This window comes from Pseudomonas sp. MYb193 (assembly GCF_002966775.1).
In the GTDB taxonomy this organism is placed as follows: domain Bacteria; phylum Pseudomonadota; class Gammaproteobacteria; order Pseudomonadales; family Pseudomonadaceae; genus Aquipseudomonas; species Aquipseudomonas paracarnis.
In genome coordinates, this window is record NZ_CP023269.1 from 5,458,181 (window position 1) to 5,473,897 (window position 15,717).

The 15,717-nt window shown below is 62.5% G+C and carries 19 protein-coding genes; 7 read left to right on the top strand and 12 right to left on the bottom strand.

What is annotated here, in order from left to right; translation table 11 throughout:
* Positions 1-133: 133 nt before the first annotated feature.
* The gene (locus CLM72_RS24985) at positions 134-2,008 is read left to right on the top strand and encodes a TonB-dependent receptor domain-containing protein (RefSeq protein WP_105228706.1); all 1,875 of its coding nucleotides are present in this window, start codon (positions 134-136) and stop codon (positions 2,006-2,008) included.
* 90 nt (positions 2,009-2,098) lie between these two features.
* Here CLM72_RS24985 and CLM72_RS24990 read toward each other — a convergent pair whose 3' ends face one another.
* The 11 genes from CLM72_RS24990 to nrdR form a co-directional block, all read right to left on the bottom strand.
* Positions 2,099-2,884: a cobalamin-binding protein gene (locus CLM72_RS24990; protein WP_105228707.1), complete on the bottom strand. Its 786-nt coding sequence runs from the start codon at positions 2,882-2,884 to the stop codon at positions 2,099-2,101.
* Entirely contained in the window at positions 2,881-3,300 is a 420-nt protein-coding gene (locus CLM72_RS24995; RefSeq protein ID WP_034126857.1) for a hypothetical protein, read from the bottom strand. The genes CLM72_RS24990 and CLM72_RS24995 overlap by 4 nt, the downstream gene beginning before the upstream one ends.
* Positions 3,297-3,914: a GTP cyclohydrolase II gene (ribA, locus tag CLM72_RS25000; protein ID WP_057724861.1), complete on the bottom strand. Its 618-nt coding sequence runs from the start codon at positions 3,912-3,914 to the stop codon at positions 3,297-3,299. The genes CLM72_RS24995 and ribA overlap by 4 nt, the downstream gene beginning before the upstream one ends.
* 129 nt (positions 3,915-4,043) lie before the next feature.
* A complete protein-coding gene (locus CLM72_RS25005; RefSeq protein WP_105228708.1) occupies positions 4,044-4,766 on the bottom strand; it encodes an ABC transporter substrate-binding protein in 723 nt (240 codons plus the stop codon).
* Between the two features lie 54 nt (positions 4,767-4,820).
* Positions 4,821-5,786, bottom strand: coding sequence for a thiamine-phosphate kinase (thiL, locus tag CLM72_RS25010; protein WP_105228709.1), 966 nt, complete (start codon positions 5,784-5,786; stop codon positions 4,821-4,823).
* Positions 5,787-5,804: 18 nt separating this feature from the next.
* Entirely contained in the window at positions 5,805-6,305 is a 501-nt protein-coding gene (gene nusB / locus CLM72_RS25015; protein WP_105228710.1) for a transcription antitermination factor NusB, read from the bottom strand.
* Positions 6,302-6,778, bottom strand: coding sequence for a 6,7-dimethyl-8-ribityllumazine synthase (gene ribE, locus CLM72_RS25020; RefSeq protein WP_003194576.1), 477 nt, complete (start codon positions 6,776-6,778; stop codon positions 6,302-6,304). The genes nusB and ribE overlap by 4 nt, the downstream gene beginning before the upstream one ends.
* A gap of 88 nt (positions 6,779-6,866) precedes the next feature.
* Entirely contained in the window at positions 6,867-7,958 is a 1,092-nt protein-coding gene (ribBA, locus tag CLM72_RS25025; RefSeq protein WP_003194579.1) for a bifunctional 3,4-dihydroxy-2-butanone-4-phosphate synthase/GTP cyclohydrolase II, read from the bottom strand.
* A gap of 15 nt (positions 7,959-7,973) precedes the next feature.
* Positions 7,974-8,636 (bottom strand): riboflavin synthase, encoded by a 663-nt coding sequence (locus CLM72_RS25030; RefSeq protein ID WP_014720128.1) that lies wholly within the window; start codon positions 8,634-8,636, stop codon positions 7,974-7,976.
* Between the two features lie 49 nt (positions 8,637-8,685).
* Positions 8,686-9,813, bottom strand: coding sequence for a bifunctional diaminohydroxyphosphoribosylaminopyrimidine deaminase/5-amino-6-(5-phosphoribosylamino)uracil reductase RibD (gene ribD / locus CLM72_RS25035; RefSeq protein WP_105228711.1), 1,128 nt, complete (start codon positions 9,811-9,813; stop codon positions 8,686-8,688).
* A complete protein-coding gene (nrdR, locus tag CLM72_RS25040) occupies positions 9,810-10,274 on the bottom strand; it encodes a transcriptional regulator NrdR (protein ID WP_019818855.1) in 465 nt (154 codons plus the stop codon). Before nrdR ends, ribD begins: the two co-directional genes overlap by 4 nt.
* A gap of 140 nt (positions 10,275-10,414) precedes the next feature.
* Here nrdR and CLM72_RS25045 point away from each other — a divergent pair, with 140 nt between their 5' ends.
* The 3 genes from CLM72_RS25045 to trxA all read left to right on the top strand — a co-directional run bounded on the left by CLM72_RS25045 (position 10,415) and on the right by trxA (position 12,521).
* Complete coding sequence (locus tag CLM72_RS25045) at positions 10,415-10,870, top strand: YbaY family lipoprotein (RefSeq protein WP_003194586.1); 456 nt, start codon at positions 10,415-10,417, stop codon at positions 10,868-10,870.
* A complete protein-coding gene (locus CLM72_RS25050) occupies positions 10,867-11,523 on the top strand; it encodes a methyltransferase (protein ID WP_105228712.1) in 657 nt (218 codons plus the stop codon). The genes CLM72_RS25045 and CLM72_RS25050 overlap by 4 nt, the downstream gene beginning before the upstream one ends.
* A gap of 125 nt (positions 11,524-11,648) precedes the next feature.
* Complete coding sequence (gene trxA / locus CLM72_RS25055) at positions 11,649-12,521, top strand: thioredoxin (protein WP_019818859.1); 873 nt, start codon at positions 11,649-11,651, stop codon at positions 12,519-12,521.
* Here the strand turns inward: trxA and CLM72_RS25060 are convergent.
* Positions 12,518-12,859 (bottom strand): hypothetical protein, encoded by a 342-nt coding sequence (locus CLM72_RS25060; RefSeq protein WP_105228713.1) that lies wholly within the window; start codon positions 12,857-12,859, stop codon positions 12,518-12,520. The two genes, trxA and CLM72_RS25060, sit on opposite strands and share 4 nt — an antisense overlap.
* Before the next feature lie 129 nt (positions 12,860-12,988).
* On the opposite strand from CLM72_RS25060, the gene CLM72_RS25065 reads away from it, so the two are divergent.
* The 3 genes from CLM72_RS25065 (at position 12,989) to CLM72_RS25075 (ending at position 15,714) form a co-directional block, all read left to right on the top strand.
* Entirely contained in the window at positions 12,989-13,588 is a 600-nt protein-coding gene (locus CLM72_RS25065) for a DUF2796 domain-containing protein (RefSeq protein ID WP_054896939.1), read from the top strand.
* A 148-nt stretch (positions 13,589-13,736) separates the two neighbouring features.
* The gene (locus tag CLM72_RS25070) at positions 13,737-14,447 is read left to right on the top strand and encodes an ABC transporter ATP-binding protein (RefSeq protein WP_054896940.1); all 711 of its coding nucleotides are present in this window, start codon (positions 13,737-13,739) and stop codon (positions 14,445-14,447) included.
* Position 14,448: 1 nt separating this feature from the next.
* Complete coding sequence (locus tag CLM72_RS25075) at positions 14,449-15,714, top strand: ABC transporter permease (protein WP_105228714.1); 1,266 nt, start codon at positions 14,449-14,451, stop codon at positions 15,712-15,714.
* The last annotated feature ends 3 nt before the right edge of the window (positions 15,715-15,717 follow it).

Below are 15,717 nucleotides of genomic sequence, written 5' to 3' on the forward strand. Positions count from 1 at the left end.
CCCCAAATGTGGGAGCTGGCTTGCCTGCGATGACGGCGGCACATTCGCTAACAATGTGTCAGATACACCGCTATCGCAGGCAAGCCAGCTCCCACAGTGGTTTTGCATGACCTTCGAATGCGATGGACAGCCCATGAAACGCCTGTGCCTTGCCCTGCTGCTGCTACCCTGCGCTGACCTGCTCGCCGACACCCGCGACCAGGCCCTGAAGCTCTCCGACGTGGTCATCAGCGCCAACCGCCAAGTCCAGGCGCGTAATGACAGCAGCGCCGCCAACACCGTATTCACCCGCGCCGACATCGACCGCCTTCAGCCCACCAGCGTCACCGACCTGCTCAGCCGCGTGCCGGGCGTGCAAGTTGCGCCAACCGGTGGGCGTGGCAGTTTGCCGGGGATTTTCATTCGCGGCACCAAGTCGGCGCAGAGCCTGGTGCTGGTGGACGGCCAACGCATCGCCAACACCACCTCCGGCGACAGCGGCTTGCAATACCTCAACGTCGATCAGATTGAACGGGTGGAAGTGCTGCGCGGTTCACGTTCGGTGATTTACGGCAGCGATGCGATTGGCGGGGTGATTCAGGTGTTTACCCGGCGCAATGCCGAGCAAGGCTTGCAGCCGCGCTTGAAACTGGGCTTTGGCAGCAACCAGACCTGGGAGCGCAGCCTGGGCCTGTCGGGCGGCGATGAACACACGCGCTTCAACCTGGGAGCGAGCCTGGATGAAACCGCCGGTATCAACGCGAGCCACACGTCGTTTCCCAGTGACGGCGACCATGATGCCTACCGCAACCAGTCCATCAGCCTGAACCTCAGCCATTCGTTCAGCGATGAGCTGGAGGCGGGCTTCAACCTGTTGGATAACCGTGGCAAGTCGGAGTACGACAACAGTTATGGCCGCTACGACGGCGCCACCGGGCAGAGCCTGGGCCAGAAACCCTACACCGACTACACCGTGAGCAGCGCCAGCGGCTATGTCGATGCCAAGCTCAATGACAGCTGGCAGTCGCGCCTGGAGCTGGGCCACAGTGAAAACCGCGACACCAAGCGCGATACCCTCAGCGATGATTACAGTGCATTCAACACCTACCGCGACTCGGTCAATTGGCAGAACGACCTGACCCTGGATGAGCAAAACAGCCTGATCGTGGGCGGCGACTGGTACGAAGACCGTTTCCACGGTTCTACCACCTTTACCGAGAACAGCCGCTGGAACCGGGCAGCTTTCGTGCAGCATCGCTTCCATAGCCAGTGGTTTTCCACCGAGCTGGGCCTGCGCCGCGACCAGAACCAGCAGTTCGGCGGCCAGAACAGTTGGAGCGGCACCCTGACCTTACCGGTCAACCCTGACAATGACCTGCTCTTGAGCTACAGCGAAGGCTTTCGCGCGCCGACCTTCAACGACCTCTATTACCCCGACACCCAGTACAGCAACCCCAACCTGCAGCCCGAGACATCAAAGAGCTACGAGCTGCAATGGCGCAGCCAACTGAGCGACAGCACGCGCCTGGAAGCCTCGCTGTATCGCACCGACCTGAGCGACGCGATTATCCTTGACGCTGGCAAGCCGCAAAACGTAGCGTCGGCGCGGATCAACGGCTTTGAAGCGGCGCTCAAGCAGGAACTGTTTGGCTGGCAGGGCAACCTGGGCCTTTCGCTTATCGACCCGCGTGACCGTGACAGCGGCCACACCCTGGCACGTCGCGCCCGGCGAACGGTGAACCTGGATCTGGACCGGCAATTTGATCAACTCGGTCTCGGCGCCAGCTGGCAAGCGATCAGCAACAGCTACGACGATGAAGCCAACCGCAACCGTCTGGGCGGTTATGCCTTGTTGGGGCTGCGCAGTAGTTGGGCGTTGAACCGGGAGGTGTCGTTGTCGTTGAAGGTGGATAATGTGCTGGACAAGTCTTACGCACGGGCGAAGTACAGCTACCTCGGGGAAAGCCAGAATTATCGTGAAGAAGGTCGGGTGTGGGTGGTTGGGGTGACATGGACACCTGAGTTCTGAGGGGCCTGCACCGATGTCATCGCAGGCAAGCCAGCTCCCACAATTGAAATGCATTCCCCTGTGGGAGCTGGCTTGCCTGCGATAGCGGTTTCAAAGGTTAGGTGATAAAACCTGGCACAACCGCCCCACCGCCTCCAGCATCTGCCCGCTGGGCCGTTCCAGGCCCTTGTCCGGCACTAACCGTACCCGAGCCGCCATCGCTAGCCATGCCTTCCAGGCCTCCTTCTGAGCCTGATCCCCCACCAGGATCACCTCGGGGTCTCGCGCCAACACCGACTCGATATTCACCTGCGGCGCCGGCAACTTCAGGTCATCAAACACATTGCGCGCCCCGCACACGCTGAGGGCATCGCTGATGATCTGCCCACCGCCCACGGTGTACAGCGGCTGGTTCCACACTTGGTAAAACACCCGCAGCGGCTCGGCCCGCTGGTAGCGCTGGCGCAACTCGGCCAAGCGCTGGCGCAGTTGTACCGCGAACTGGCGCCCTGCCTCAGCGCGGCCCAATTGCTCGGCAATGGCCTGCACCTGGGCGGTCAGTTGTTCAAGGCTGTGGGGTTCGGCGACGTACACCGGGATATTCAACCGCTGGAGCTGCTCGCGCTGGGCCGGGCCGACGCTGCCAGGCCACAGCAGGATCAAGTCGGGCTTGAGGCTGAGCAGGCGCTCCATGTCCAACTGGCCGTAGTGCCCGACCGAGGGCACCTTCGCCAACGCCGCCGGGCGCTCACCACCATCAAGCACGCCGACCAGCAAGTCCTCGGCACCCAGTTCAAGCACGATTTCAGACAGTGACGGCGCCAGGCTGACGACGCGTTCGACCGCCAACGCCTGGGCACTGAATACCAGCAGCAGCGCCAGCCAATAGCGCTTCATCCTAACTGGCGCGGTATGCGATAGAGGTAGAACAGCACCAGCGTCGACAGCGCCAACAGAAACAGCGGCACCGCCTCCAGGCCGACGAATACCGCCAGCGCACCGATCCAGGCCGGTAACGCTGCAACCAGCAAGGCCGTGCGCCGACGCGCCGCCAGGGTGATCCAGGCCGCGGGTTCGTCAGCAGTATCAAGGGCTTTGGAGGTGGCGATCAGCGCGTGCTTGTAGGCATGAAAATAACGCAGGCTGAGAAACATCGATGCCACGCCGGCGATGAAGAACGGCATGGCCAATACGGGCAACAAGGATTCAGCACGGCCAAACAGCAGGTTGATCACGAACAAGGGCAGCAACGCCAGGGCCAGGTACTGCCACCAGTTGAAGGACAGTCGCCGTTTCACCTGGCCACGGGTCACGCGCGGTCGACCTCGCCCTGGTGCTCGTTGCCCATCATGTGGTCGAGCTTGCTGGCTTTGGTGGCCAGGTAGAGTTTGTTGTGCGGGTTATGCCCGGTGTGCAGTGGTACGCGCTCGGCCACGGTGATGCCCATCTCGGTCAAGGCTTTGACCTTGCGGGGGTTGTTGGTCATCAGGCGCAGGGATTTGACCCCCAGGTGCTCGAGCATCGGCAGGCAGATGGCGTAGTCGCGCTGGTCGGCAGCAAAGCCCAGGCGCTCGTTGGCCTCGACGGTGTCGGCGCCGCCGTCTTGCAGCTCGTAGGCACGAATCTTGTTCAACAGACCAATGCCCCGGCCTTCCTGGCGCAAGTACAGCAACACGCCACGCCCTTCACGGGCGATGGCTTGCAGTGCGGCCTCCAGTTGCGAGCCGCAGTCACAGCGCTGGCTGAACAGCGCATCGCCGGTCAGGCACTCGGAATGCACACGCCCCAGCACCGGCGCGCCATCGGCGATGTCGCCGAGGCTGAGCACAACGTGCTCGCGCCCGGTGGCTTCTTCAAGAAAGCCGTGCATGGTGAACGTGGCAAAAGGGGTAGGCAGCTTGGAAGCGGCGACGAAAACGACGGGCACCGTGTGCTCCTGATTTCAGATTTCACAGAGGCGGGCATTGTAACAGCACGTTCCTACAGACGCTTAAGCTGAATTATCGCTGATAAAGATCAATAGGTTCGATTGGCCTTTGAGTCAGTTCTATGGGCGTCAGAACGGATACGGCTGTTTCCAGCGATCGAAAATTGCTTTCAACTCACCGGTCTGGACCAGGATGCCCAAACGCTGGTCATACACGGCCATCAATGCCCTGCCGCGCTCGGTGTCGGCAAAGCCTATGTAGAGCGGCAGTTCAGCGATATGGGTGAGTTTGAACAGCGCCGGGTCCTGCGCCTGGCTGAGCACGTATTTGGCTTCGGTGAGGGCGTCGATATAAAAATCGGCACGGCCGTGTTGCAGCATCGGCAGAATGCCGCTGCGCCGCTCGATCTGGTTGAAGCGCTGCACGTTGGGCAGATACCCCTCGTATTTATAGCCGCGCACCCAGGCCAGGCGGTAGTTGCCCAGGGTCGCCAATGTCGGCGTGGGTAAAGTTGCCAGCCCGAGAGCGTAGACATGATCGGCGTCGAAGTTCCAGTGCGGGTACAGCACTGCGCTGGCCTCATCGCGATAGGTGCCGACACAACCATCTACCTCACCACGCTGGGCCAGGCCGACCGATCGGGTGTAGGGCACGCTGCGGGTTTGCAAGGTAATGCCTGCTGGCTCGAAGACGTGGCGCAACAGGTCCCAGGCCAGACCGCTGCCATCTTTGTTGGTGTAGTCGTTCCACTCCTCACTGGCCAGCACGATTTTACCGGGCACGGGAGTGTCCGCCTGGGCCAGGGAAACGAAGGAACACAGCACGATCAGCAGCCAGCGGCATGCAGCCATAGTCACGGCCTCTTACTCGGGATAATCGTCTAAAGGGTAGCGCAGACCGCCGGCTCAGGGCGTCTGGCGAAAATGCTGGTAGCCGCGCACAGCCGGGGTGATGTCCTGGCCGTCGACGTCGAGCAGCGTCACGCCCTGCCCCGTTTCGACCCGACCGACCACATGCACCGGCCAGCCATCGGCCTGCAACGGCGCCAACTCGGACGGTGGCAAGGTGAACGCCAACACATAGTCGTCGCCCCCGCTCAACGCCGCCACTTGAGCCTGGTCTTCACCGACAAACGCCAGCAAGGCCTCGGACAACGGCAACCGCTGGCGCTCAACCACCAGGCGCACCGCTGACGCCTTGGCGATATGCCCACAGTCAGCCAACAGCCCATCGGAGATATCCATGGCCGCTGTCGCCTTGCCCCGCAGCGCCAGCCCCAGGGCCAGCTGCGGTTGCGGCGACCAGTAATGCGCCAGCAGCGGCTCGGCGATTGCTGCGTCAGCCGTGCGTTGCCCCAATACCAGCGGCAAGGCGCCAGCGGCATTGCCTAACTCGCCACCCACACAAAGCAGGTCGCCGGGCTGTGCACCGCTGCGCGTCAAGGCCTGGCCAGCCGGCACACGGCCGAATACGGTCAGGGTCAGGCTCAACGGCCCACGGGTGGTATCGCCGCCCACCAAGCCTACGCCGCAGCTTTGCGCCATGGCGTTCAAGCCTTGGGCATAGCGTTGCAGCCAATCGGCTTCGACGCTCGGCGTGGTCAGGGCAAGGGTAAAGGCGAGGGGGTGGGCGCCCATGGCGGCCAGGTCGCTCACCGCCACGGCCAGCGAGCGCTGGCCGAGCAGGAACGGGTCACAGGGGTCGGCAAAATGCACGCCAGCCACCAGCGTATCGGTAGAGACTGCCAATTGCTCCCCGGCGGGAAGCGCCAGCAACGCGCAGTCGTCGCCGATCCCCAGGGCAATGCCTTCGCCGCCTTGCGCACAAGGCGCGGCGGCGAAGTATGTGCGGATCAGCTCAAACTCACCCATTGAGGAATCAAGCGCAGATTAGCGCTTGTGTTCCTTCACTTCGGCTTCACGCAGGCGCGGGGCCAGCTTGTCGAGCACGCCGTTGACGAACTTGTGGCCATCGGTCGAACCGTAGACTTTCGCCAGTTCGATGCCTTCGTTGATCACGACGCGGTACGGCACGTCGACGCGCTTGAGCAGCTCCCAGGTGGACAGGCGCATCACGCACAGCTCAACCGGGTCGAGCTCTTCGATGGTCAGGTCCAGGCATGGCGCCAGGGCTGTGTCGATCTCGGTCATGTTGGCCGGAACACCGTGCAGGATGTCGTGGAAGTAGCTCTGGTCAGCAAAGGTGAAGTCGTTATCGACGCGAAATTGCGCTTCGATCTCGTTCAGCGAAGTGCCAGCCATATGACGCTGGTACAGCGCCTGGGTGGCGAGCTGACGGGCCGCACGGCGCTTTTCGCTTTTCGAAGGCTTGCCGGCATCGGCTGGACGCTCGTCACGCGGGTTGAAACGATCGCTTTCGTCGGAAATCACTTGGCCTCCAACTGCGACAGCAGGCTGACCATTTCCAGGGCGGACAAGGCAGCTTCAGCGCCTTTGTTACCGGCTTTGGTACCGGAACGCTCGATGGCTTGCTCGATAGAATCCACGGTCAGTACGCCGAAAGCGACTGGCACGCCGAACTCCATGGACACCTGAGCCAGGCCCTTGGTGCATTCGCCGGCCACGTATTCGAAGTGCGGGGTGCCGCCACGAATGACCGCGCCCAGGGCGATGATCGCCGCGTATTCACCCTGCTGAGCAACTTTTTGCGCAACCAGTGGAATTTCGAAGGCGCCAGGGGCACGGATAAGGGTGATATCGCTTTCGCTCACACCGTGGCGAACCAGGGCGTCAACCGCACCGCTTACCAGGCTTTCAACCACGAAGCTGTTGAAGCGGCCAACCACCAGGGCATAGCGGCCTTTGGGGGCGATGAAGGTACCTTCGATGGTCTTCAGGGTCATTCGACAAATCTCTTAAAGAGCCGGGACGCGAAAAGTGCGTCCCTCAGTGATGATTTAACCGCGAACAAGGGGCAAAAATCGCCGGCCTTTATTCGGAGGGCACGTATTCTACAACTTCCAGGTCGAATCCGGATATCGCATTAAATTTCATCGGTGCGCTCATCAGGCGCATTTTGCGCACGCCCAGGTCGCGCAGGATCTGCGAACCGGCACCGACGATGCTGTAGGTGGTCGGTTTTTTCACCGGCACGGCGTCGGCGGTTTCGCGGATGTGCGCCAGCAACACGTCACCATCCAGCGGGTGACCGAGCAACAGCACCACACCGCTGCCGGCCTCGGAAACCGCAGCCATGGCGGCGCGCAGGCTCCAGCGGCCCGGCTGCTTGACCATCAACAGGTCACGCAGTGGATCCATGTTGTGCACGCGTACCAGGGTCGGTTCTTCGGCGCAAATGTTGCCCAGGGTCAGGGCCATGTGCACGTCGCCTTCCACTGAATCACGGTAGGTCACCAAATTGAATTGGCCCAGTTCGCTGTCCAGTGGCTGCTCGGCAATCCGCTGAACGGTACGTTCGTGGATCATCCGGTAGTGAATCAGGTCGGCGATGGTGCCGATCTTGAGGTTGTGCTCTGCGGCAAAGGCTTCGAGCTCAGTACGACGGGCCATGGTGCCATCGTCGTTCATCACTTCGCAGATCACCCCGCTTGGCTCGAAACCGGCCATGCGCGCCAGGTCGCAGGCGGCTTCGGTGTGGCCGGCACGGGCCAGGGTACCGCCCGGTTGGGCCATCAGCGGGAAGATGTGGCCGGGGCTGACGATGTCTTCAGCCTTGGCGTCTTTCGCCGCCGCAGCTTGCACGGTGCGGGCGCGGTCAGCGGCGGAAATGCCAGTAGTGACGCCCGTGGTGGCTTCAATCGATACGGTGAACTTGGTGCCGAAACCCGAGCCATTGCGCGGCGCCATCAAGGGCAGCTTGAGCAATTCGCAGCGTTCGCGGCTCATGGGCATGCAGATCAGCCCACGGGCGTGCTTGGCCATGAAGTTGATGTGCTCGGGCTTGCACGCTTCGGCAGCCATGATGATATCGCCTTCGTTCTCGCGATCTTCGTCATCCATGAGGATGACCATCTTGCCTTGGCGGATGTCTTCAACCAGTTCTTCGATGCTATTGAGCGCCACGCGGCACCCCCTTGGTCAGGATTTCAGGTAGCCGTTAGCGGCCAGAAAACTTTCGGTGATGTTGCCTGATGCAGGCTCTGCGGCCTTTTCGCCCAACAACAGGCGCTCCAGGTAACGGGCAAGCAAGTCCACTTCCAGGTTCACCCGGCGACCCGGCTGGTACGAGGCCATGATGGTTTCGCTGAGGGTGTGGGGAATGATGGTCAGTTCAAATTCAGCGCCATTCACGGCGTTCACGGTCAGGCTGGTGCCATCGACGGTGATCGAGCCTTTGTGCGCGATGTACTTGGCCAGCTCTTTTGGCGCGCGGATACGGAATTCCACGGCGCGGGCGTTTTCGCTGCGGGCCACCACTTCGCCGACACCGTCGACGTGGCCGCTGACCAGGTGACCGCCCAGGCGCGTGGTGGGCGTCAGGGCTTTTTCCAGGTTGACCGGGCTGCCGGCCGCAAGATCGTTCATCGCGGTGCAGTCCAGGGTTTCCCGGCTGACATCGGCAGCAAAGCCGTTGCCCGGCAGCTCGATGACGGTCAGGCACACGCCGCTGACGGCGATGCTGTCGCCCAGCTTGACGTCGCCGAGGTCCAGCTTGCCGGTTTCAACCAGCAGGCGGACATCCCCGCCTTTGGGGGTCATTGCACGGATGCTGCCGATGGATTCGATAATGCCGGTGAACATTTCGTTCTCCTGAAAACGAGGGGGCTGACGCTCAAGCGCAAGCCGGGAATTATACGCTCACTGCTGGGACGGGGATGGCAGTGACTCGCCAGTCGTCGCCCACAGCGCGCATTTCGGTGATCTTGAGTTGGGGAGCATCGGCCAACTTATCAAGCGGCCAGTCCAGCAACGGGCGGGCAGCGGAGCCGAGGAACTTGCCGGCGATGAATATCACGTATTCATCCACCAGGCCTTGTTGGGCAAACGCGCCGGCCAGGCTTGGGCCGGCTTCCACCAACACATCGTTGACGCCACGGGCAGCCAGGGCGACCAATGCCGAGCGCAGGTCAACCTGACCCTCCACACCTGGAACCACAAGGCACTCAGGGCCGCGGGGGAACTGGTTTTCCGGAGTCACGCAGGTGATGACCAATGCCGGGCCGGCCTTGAAGAACGGTGCGTTGAGCGGCACCCGCAGGCGGCCATCGATCAGCACACGCAACGGCGGGCGCGACATGGCCAGGGCGGTGGTTGCGTCGTCCAGGCCCAGTTCGGCGGCGCGTACGGTCAAGCGGGCACCGTCGGCCAGTACCGTGTCGGCACCGGTCAGCACCACGCTGGCCTCGGCACGCAAGCGTTGCACCGCAGCACGGGCGGCGGGGCCGGTGATCCATTGGCTTTCGCCGTTGGCCATCGCCGTGCGGCCGTCCAGGCTCATCGCCAGCTTGACCCGCACAAACGGCAGACCGTGCTCCATGCGCTTGAGGAAGCCGGGGTTAAGCGCCCGCGCTTCGGTTTCCAGCACACCGCTGCGCACCTCGATACCCGCCTGGGCCAGGCGCTGCATACCTCGGCCAGCCACTTCGGGGTTCGGGTCCTGCATGCCGGCCACCACCCGGGCGACGCCGGCGGTCACCAGCGCATCGGCACAGGGCGGCGTACGGCCATGATGGCTGCACGGTTCAAGGGTCACGTACACCGTCGCGCCACGGGCCTTGTCGCCAGCGGCGCGCAGGGCATTGGGCTCGGCATGGGGCTCGCCGGTGCGCTCATGCCAGCCTTCGCCGACAATCTGCCCGTCACGCACTATCACGCAGCCAACCCGCGGGTTGGGGTGGGTGGTGTACAGGCCCTTGCGCGCCAATTCGAGGGCGCGGGCCATGTAGTGGGCGTCGAGCACAGCCTGTTCAGATGTCATTGTTTGGAGGGCTCACGGGCCAGGCGGTCGATCTCTTCGCGGAACTCATTGAGGTCCTGGAAGCGTCGATACACCGAGGCAAAACGGATATAGGCGACTTCGTCGAGCTTTTGCAGCTCGCCCATCACCAACTCGCCGACCACCAGGCTCTTGACCTCGCGCTCGCCGGTCGCCCGCAGCTTGTGCTTGATATGCACCAGCGCCGCTTCCAGGCGCTCGACACTCACCGGGCGTTTTTCCAGGGCGCGCTGCATACCGGCGCGCAGTTTTTCTTCGTCGAAAGGCTGGCGGCTGCCGTCGGACTTGATCAGACGCGGCAACACCAGTTCGGCGGTTTCGAAGGTGGTGAAACGTTCACCACAGGCCAGGCATTCGCGCCGGCGACGCACTTGGTCGCCCTCGGCGACCAGACGCGAGTCGATGACCTTGGTGTCGTTGGCACCGCAGAAGGGACAGTGCATGGTTGGCAGGCAACAAAAAATGGGAGGGCCATGGTAGCGCATCCCTGTGGCAAGACAAGCCATAGCCTTTACGGTATATAGGCAGGCTTATATGTTTGATATTGTTTAAGTCACGGATTTTGTCCTTTCTGGAGCCGTACATGCAGTTACGACCACTCGTTCTACTCAGCCTGTTCAGTTTTCTGGTCGCCTGCAGCAGCGAAGCCCCCAAGCCGGCCGCGCCTCAACCGACACCCGCGCAAGAGAAGAAAGTCCCGGGCATTGAAGACCTCGGCCCCCTGCCCGCCTATCAGCGCGAAATCAGCGGCAGCCTGACCAACGTGCCAGCCGGTGCCGAAGTCGAGATGGCGCTCTTGGTGATCGACGACCGTTCGCGCCCGCAGCAACTGCTCGCCAGCAGCGTACTGAGCGGCAACGGCAAGCCCTTGGCCTTCCGCCTGCGCTTCAACCCTGAAGCCTTCCCGGCCGGTGCCCGCGTTGAATTGCGCGGTCGCGCCAGCCAGTCCGGCCAGTTGATCCTGCATCTGCCTGCCGTGCGCGTCACCCAGGCGATCACCCAGAGCACCGGCCCCTTGCAACTCGTCAAGGCACCATGACACCACCGCGGCACCTGCAGCGTGCCTTGAGCGAACTGATCGGCGACGCGCAATTAGTGCCCTGCCCACTGCCGGGCACCGCATTGTCGCTGTGGCTGCTCGACGCCGACAACATGGACCGCGCCTTCAGCCAGGAAGAAACCCGGCGCATCCTGCATGAGCCGCCCTACTGGAGCTTTTGCTGGGCCAGCGGCCTGGCATTGGCGCGTTACCTGGCAGCGCATCCCGAGTGGGTCGCCGGCAAACGCGTGCTGGATTTCGGCGCAGGTTCGGGAGTAGCCGGGATCGCCGCCGTCAAGGCTGGGGCCCTGGAGGTGGTGGCCTGCGACCTGGACCCACTGGCCTTGGCCGCTTGCCGTGCGAATGCCGAGCTCAACCAGGTATCACTGAGTTATTCGGCAGACTTTTTTGCCGAAGCCGACCGCTTCGACCTGATCCTGGTGGCCGACGTGCTCTACGACCGCGCCAACCTGCCGTTGCTGGATCAATTCCTGACCCGCGGCCGCGAAGCGCTGGTGGCGGATTCACGGGTACGGGACTTCCAGCATCCGGATTACCAGCGGTTGGAGATCCTCGAGGCCTTGACCCTGCCGGACCTGGCCGAGCCCTGGGAGTTTCGCAAGGTGAGCCTGTACCATTCGCGGCGCGCTTGAGGCCATCGCGGGCAAGCCCGCTCCCACAGGGGAATGCATTTCAAGGTGGGAGCTACCAGGATGCTTTCAGCCAACCTCGCCAGCCCTTATAGTTGCCCCCATTCCTGCTTTATTCGAGACGCCCCATGAGTGAGCCCACGCCGTACATCTTCGACGTCACCACCGCCAACTTCGACCAGGCCGTTATCCAGAACTCCTTCGAAAAGCCCGTATTGGTCGATTTCTGGGCCGAGTGGTGCGCACCCTGCAAAGCACTGATGCCAATGCTGGCGAAGATTGCCGAGAGTTATCAGGGTGAGTTGCTGCTGGCCAAGATCGACTGCGAAGCCGAACAGGACATCGTGGCGCGTTTTGGCATTCAAAGCCTGCCGACGGTGGTGCTGTTCAAGGATGGTCAACCGGTGGACGGTTTTGCCGGTGCACAGCCGGAGTCGGCAGTGCGGGCGATGCTGGAGCCCCATGTGCAAATGCCACCGCCGGCTGCGGCGGACCCGTTGGAGCAGGCTCAGGCGCTGTTCAGCGAAGGCCGTATCAGCGAGGCCGAAGCGTTGCTGGTGCAATTATTGGGCGAGGACAATACCAACGCCGCCGCTCTGATCCTGTATGCACGCTGCCTGGCCGAACGCGGTGAATTGGGTGAAGCCCAGGCCGTGCTCGACGCGGTCAAGAGCGACGACCATAAGGCCGCCCTGGCCGGGGCCAAGGCGCAAATCACCTTCCTGCGCCAGGCTGCGGATTTGCCGGACGCTGCCGAGCTGAAAAGCCGCCTGGCGCAAAACCCGCAGGATGACGAAGCGGCCTATCAGTTGGCGATCCAGCAACTGGCGCGCCAGCAATACGACGCGGCACTGGAAGGTTTGCTCAAGTTGTTTATCCGCAACCGCAGCTACAGCGAAGGCCTGCCCCACAAGACCTTGCTGCAGGTGTTCGAATTGCTGGGCAATGATCACCCGCTGGTCACGGTGTACCGCCGCAAGTTGTTTGCCGCGTTGTATTAATCACCGATCCAACTGTACAGCGGCGTATCCCCGCCGCTGCTTACCTTCACCTTGGCGCTGTGGCGCAGGCGCACCAACAGGCGCTTGCCTGCCCCGGCATCGCCAGCCAAGCCTTCGAGTTGGTCGAGCAATTCCAGGCCATTGAGTCGCCCGGCCTTGCGTAGCAAATCCTGGGCGTTCTGCCACAGGTCTTCGTTCTGTTTGACCGGCGCCGCAGCCGGTGCGCTGGGGGTTGGGGCGGCCTGCAGTTGGGCGCCCAATCGCGCCCAATCGCCGTCGTCAAGCTCCAAGGTCAAGTCCACCGGCAACTCACCGATGGTTCCACGAATTCGCAACATCGTCCTTACTCCTGCATTTTTCTGACGGGCATGCTCCCATGCAGCTTGCGCAACACCAAGCGGGCGGTCAAACTCTCGGATCAATTGTTATAAGATCACATAACAAAACTTTCATCCTGGAGCCCTCTCATGCGCCGTTTGCTGCTTGCTTTGCCGTTTGCCCTGCTGCCACTGGCTGTCGCTCATGCTCACGAAGACCACGACCACGAGCACGGCAGCCTCGGCGCCCATGAACATGGCGTCGGGCGCCTGAATGCCGTATTGGACGGCCAGGCCTTGGAGCTGGAACTGGACAGCCCGGCCATGAACCTGGTGGGTTTCGAACATGCCGCCACCAGCGCCGCCGACAAAGCCAAGGTCGCCGCCGTGCGCAAGCAGCTGGAAAATCCATCGGCACTGTTCAACCTGCCCAAGGCCGCAGGTTGCGTGGTCAGCAGCCAGGAACTCAACAGCCCGTTGTTCGGTGACAAACCAGAAGCTGAGCATGACGACGATGACCACGCCACCGACGGCAAAGGCGCAGCCGCCCACAAGCATGATCACGACCACAGTGAAATTCACGCCCATTACCAGTTCACCTGCGCCACGCCGGCGGCCCTGGGCAACCTGGACTTGAGCCAAGTGTTCAAGACCTTCCCCGCCACGCAGAAAATTCAGGTACAACTGATCGGCCCGAGCGGTCAGCAAGGTGTTGAAGCGACGGCCACCGCCGCCACCCTGAAGTTCTGACTTGAAAGCACAGTCCCTGTGGGGGCTGGCTTGCCTGCGATACAGGCGATGCGGTGCAACAGGCACACCGTAGCGATGCCATCGCAGGCAAGCCAGCTCCCACAGTGGATCGGCGCCATTTTCGACTACCAGGCGACACTGACTTCCCATGACTCAAGCGTTAATCGAACTGTCCGACCTGGGCTTCAACTGGCCCGGACACCCGCAGTTGCTGGACATTCCCGCGTTCCGCCTGGAACCCGGGGAAACCCTGTTCCTCAAGGGCCCGAGCGGCAGTGGCAAGACCACTCTGCTCGGGCTGTTGGGAGGCGTGCAGAAGCCCAGCCAGGGCAGCATCCGCCTGCTCGGCCAGGAGTTGACCGAACTCTCGGCCGGTGCTCGTGACCGTTTCCGTGTGGACCACACCGGCTATATCTTCCAGCAGTTCAACCTGCTGCCGTTTCTGTCGGTGCGCGAGAACGTCGAGCTGCCTTGCCACTTTTCCAAGCTGCGCGCGCAACGGGCCAAACAGCGCCACGGCAGTGTCGACCAGGCCGCTGCGACCTTGCTCGCACACTTGGGTTTGAAGGACCAGAGCCTGCTGGAACGCCGTGCCGATTCGCTGTCCATCGGCCAGCAACAACGGGTGGCCGCTGCCCGAGCGCTGATCGGACAACCGGAACTGGTGATTGCCGACGAACCCACCTCGGCCCTGGACTACGACGCCCGCGAAGCCTTCCTGCAGTTGCTGTTCGCAGAATGCCGCGAAGCGGGCGCCAGCCTGTTGTTTGTCAGCCATGACCAGAGCCTGGCCTCGCTGTTCGACCGCAACCTGTCGCTGGCCGAACTCAATCGCGCCGCCATGCCCGCAGAGGTTTGAGATGTATCTGTTCCGTCTAGCCATGGCCAGCCTGGCTAACCGCCGCTTTACCGCGATCCTCACCGCGTTTGCCATCGCGCTTTCCGTCTGCTTGCTGCTCGCGGTGGAGCGTGTGCGCGTCGAGGCGCGCAACAGTTTCGCCAGCACCATCAGCGGCACCGACCTGATCGTCGGCGCCCGTTCCGGCTCGGTCAACCTGCTGCTGTATTCGGTGTTCCGCATTGGCAACGCCACCAACAACATCCGTTGGGACAGCTACGAGCACTTCGCCGCCAACCCTCAAGTGAAATGGGCGATCCCGATCTCCCTCGGCGACTCCCATCGCGGCTACCGGGTGATGGGCACCAACGAATCCTACTTCGAGCACTACCAGTACGGGCGCAAGCAAAACCTCGAGCTGGCCAGCGGCCGCGCCTTCGCCACCGACCCGTTCGAGGTGGTGCTCGGCGCCGAAGTGGCCGACGCGCTGCATTACAAACTCGGCGACAAGCTGGTGCTGGCCCACGGCGTGGCGGTGGTCAGCCTGGTCAAGCATGACGACAAGCCGTTCACGGTGGTGGGCATTCTCAAGCGCACCGGCACCCCGGTGGACCGCACGCTGCATATCAGCCTCGGCGGCATGGAAGCGATCCATATCGACTGGCACAACGGTGTGCCGGCCCAGGGCAAAGGCCGCATCAGTGCTGACCAGGCGCGCAATATGGACCTGACGCCGCAGGCCATTACCGCGTTCATGCTCGGCCTGAACAACAAGATTTCCACCTTTGCCTTGCAACGAGAGATCAACGAATTCCGTGGCGAGCCAATGCTGGCGATCCTGCCCGGTGTCGCGCTGCAAGAACTCTGGAGCATGATGGGCACTGCCGAAAAAGCCTTGTTTGTGATCTCGCTGTTCGTAGTACTGACCGGTTTGATCGGCATGCTCACGGCGATCCTCACCAGCCTTAACGAGCGCCGCCGCGAGATGGCGATCCTGCGGTCGGTGGGCGCGCGGCCTTGGCACATCGCAACGCTGCTGATCTTCGAAGCCTTCGCTCTGGCCTTGTCCGGCGTAATGGCGGGCCTGGGGTTGCTGTACCTGTGCATCGCGGCCTCGCGGGGTTATTTGCAGGCAAACTACGGTCTGGACCTGCCGATGTCGTGGCCGAGCGAATATGAATGGACGTTGCTCGCCGGTATCCTGGCAGCCGCCCTGTTGATGGGCAGCGTGCCCGCGTGGCGCGCCTACCGCCAATCTTTGGCCGATGGCCTGTCCATCCGTTTATGAGGA

Bases quoted from the DNA above. Each gene is read 5' to 3' on its own strand.
- ribE (WP_003194576.1), bottom strand. From the start codon at position 6,778: ATGACCCTGAAGACCATCGAAGGTACCTTCATCGCCCCCAAAGGCCGC.
- trxA (WP_019818859.1), top strand. From the start codon at position 11,649: ATGAGTGAGCCCACGCCGTACATCTTCGACGTCACCACCGCCAACTTC.
- nrdR (WP_019818855.1), bottom strand. From the start codon at position 10,274: ATGCACTGTCCCTTCTGCGGTGCCAACGACACCAAGGTCATCGACTCG.
- ribD (WP_105228711.1), bottom strand. From the start codon at position 9,813: ATGACATCTGAACAGGCTGTGCTCGACGCCCACTACATGGCCCGCGCC.
- CLM72_RS24985 (WP_105228706.1), top strand. From the start codon at position 134: ATGAAACGCCTGTGCCTTGCCCTGCTGCTGCTACCCTGCGCTGACCTG.
- CLM72_RS25070 (WP_054896940.1), top strand. From the start codon at position 13,737: ATGACTCAAGCGTTAATCGAACTGTCCGACCTGGGCTTCAACTGGCCC.
- CLM72_RS25050 (WP_105228712.1), top strand. From the start codon at position 10,867: ATGACACCACCGCGGCACCTGCAGCGTGCCTTGAGCGAACTGATCGGC.
- CLM72_RS25060 (WP_105228713.1), bottom strand. From the start codon at position 12,859: ATGTTGCGAATTCGTGGAACCATCGGTGAGTTGCCGGTGGACTTGACC.
- CLM72_RS25030 (WP_014720128.1), bottom strand. From the start codon at position 8,636: ATGTTCACCGGCATTATCGAATCCATCGGCAGCATCCGTGCAATGACC.
- thiL (WP_105228709.1), bottom strand. From the start codon at position 5,786: ATGGGTGAGTTTGAGCTGATCCGCACATACTTCGCCGCCGCGCCTTGT.
- CLM72_RS24990 (WP_105228707.1), bottom strand. From the start codon at position 2,884: ATGAAGCGCTATTGGCTGGCGCTGCTGCTGGTATTCAGTGCCCAGGCG.
- CLM72_RS25045 (WP_003194586.1), top strand. From the start codon at position 10,415: ATGCAGTTACGACCACTCGTTCTACTCAGCCTGTTCAGTTTTCTGGTC.
- CLM72_RS25065 (WP_054896939.1), top strand. From the start codon at position 12,989: ATGCGCCGTTTGCTGCTTGCTTTGCCGTTTGCCCTGCTGCCACTGGCT.
- CLM72_RS25075 (WP_105228714.1), top strand. From the start codon at position 14,449: ATGTATCTGTTCCGTCTAGCCATGGCCAGCCTGGCTAACCGCCGCTTT.
- CLM72_RS25005 (WP_105228708.1), bottom strand. From the start codon at position 4,766: ATGGCTGCATGCCGCTGGCTGCTGATCGTGCTGTGTTCCTTCGTTTCC.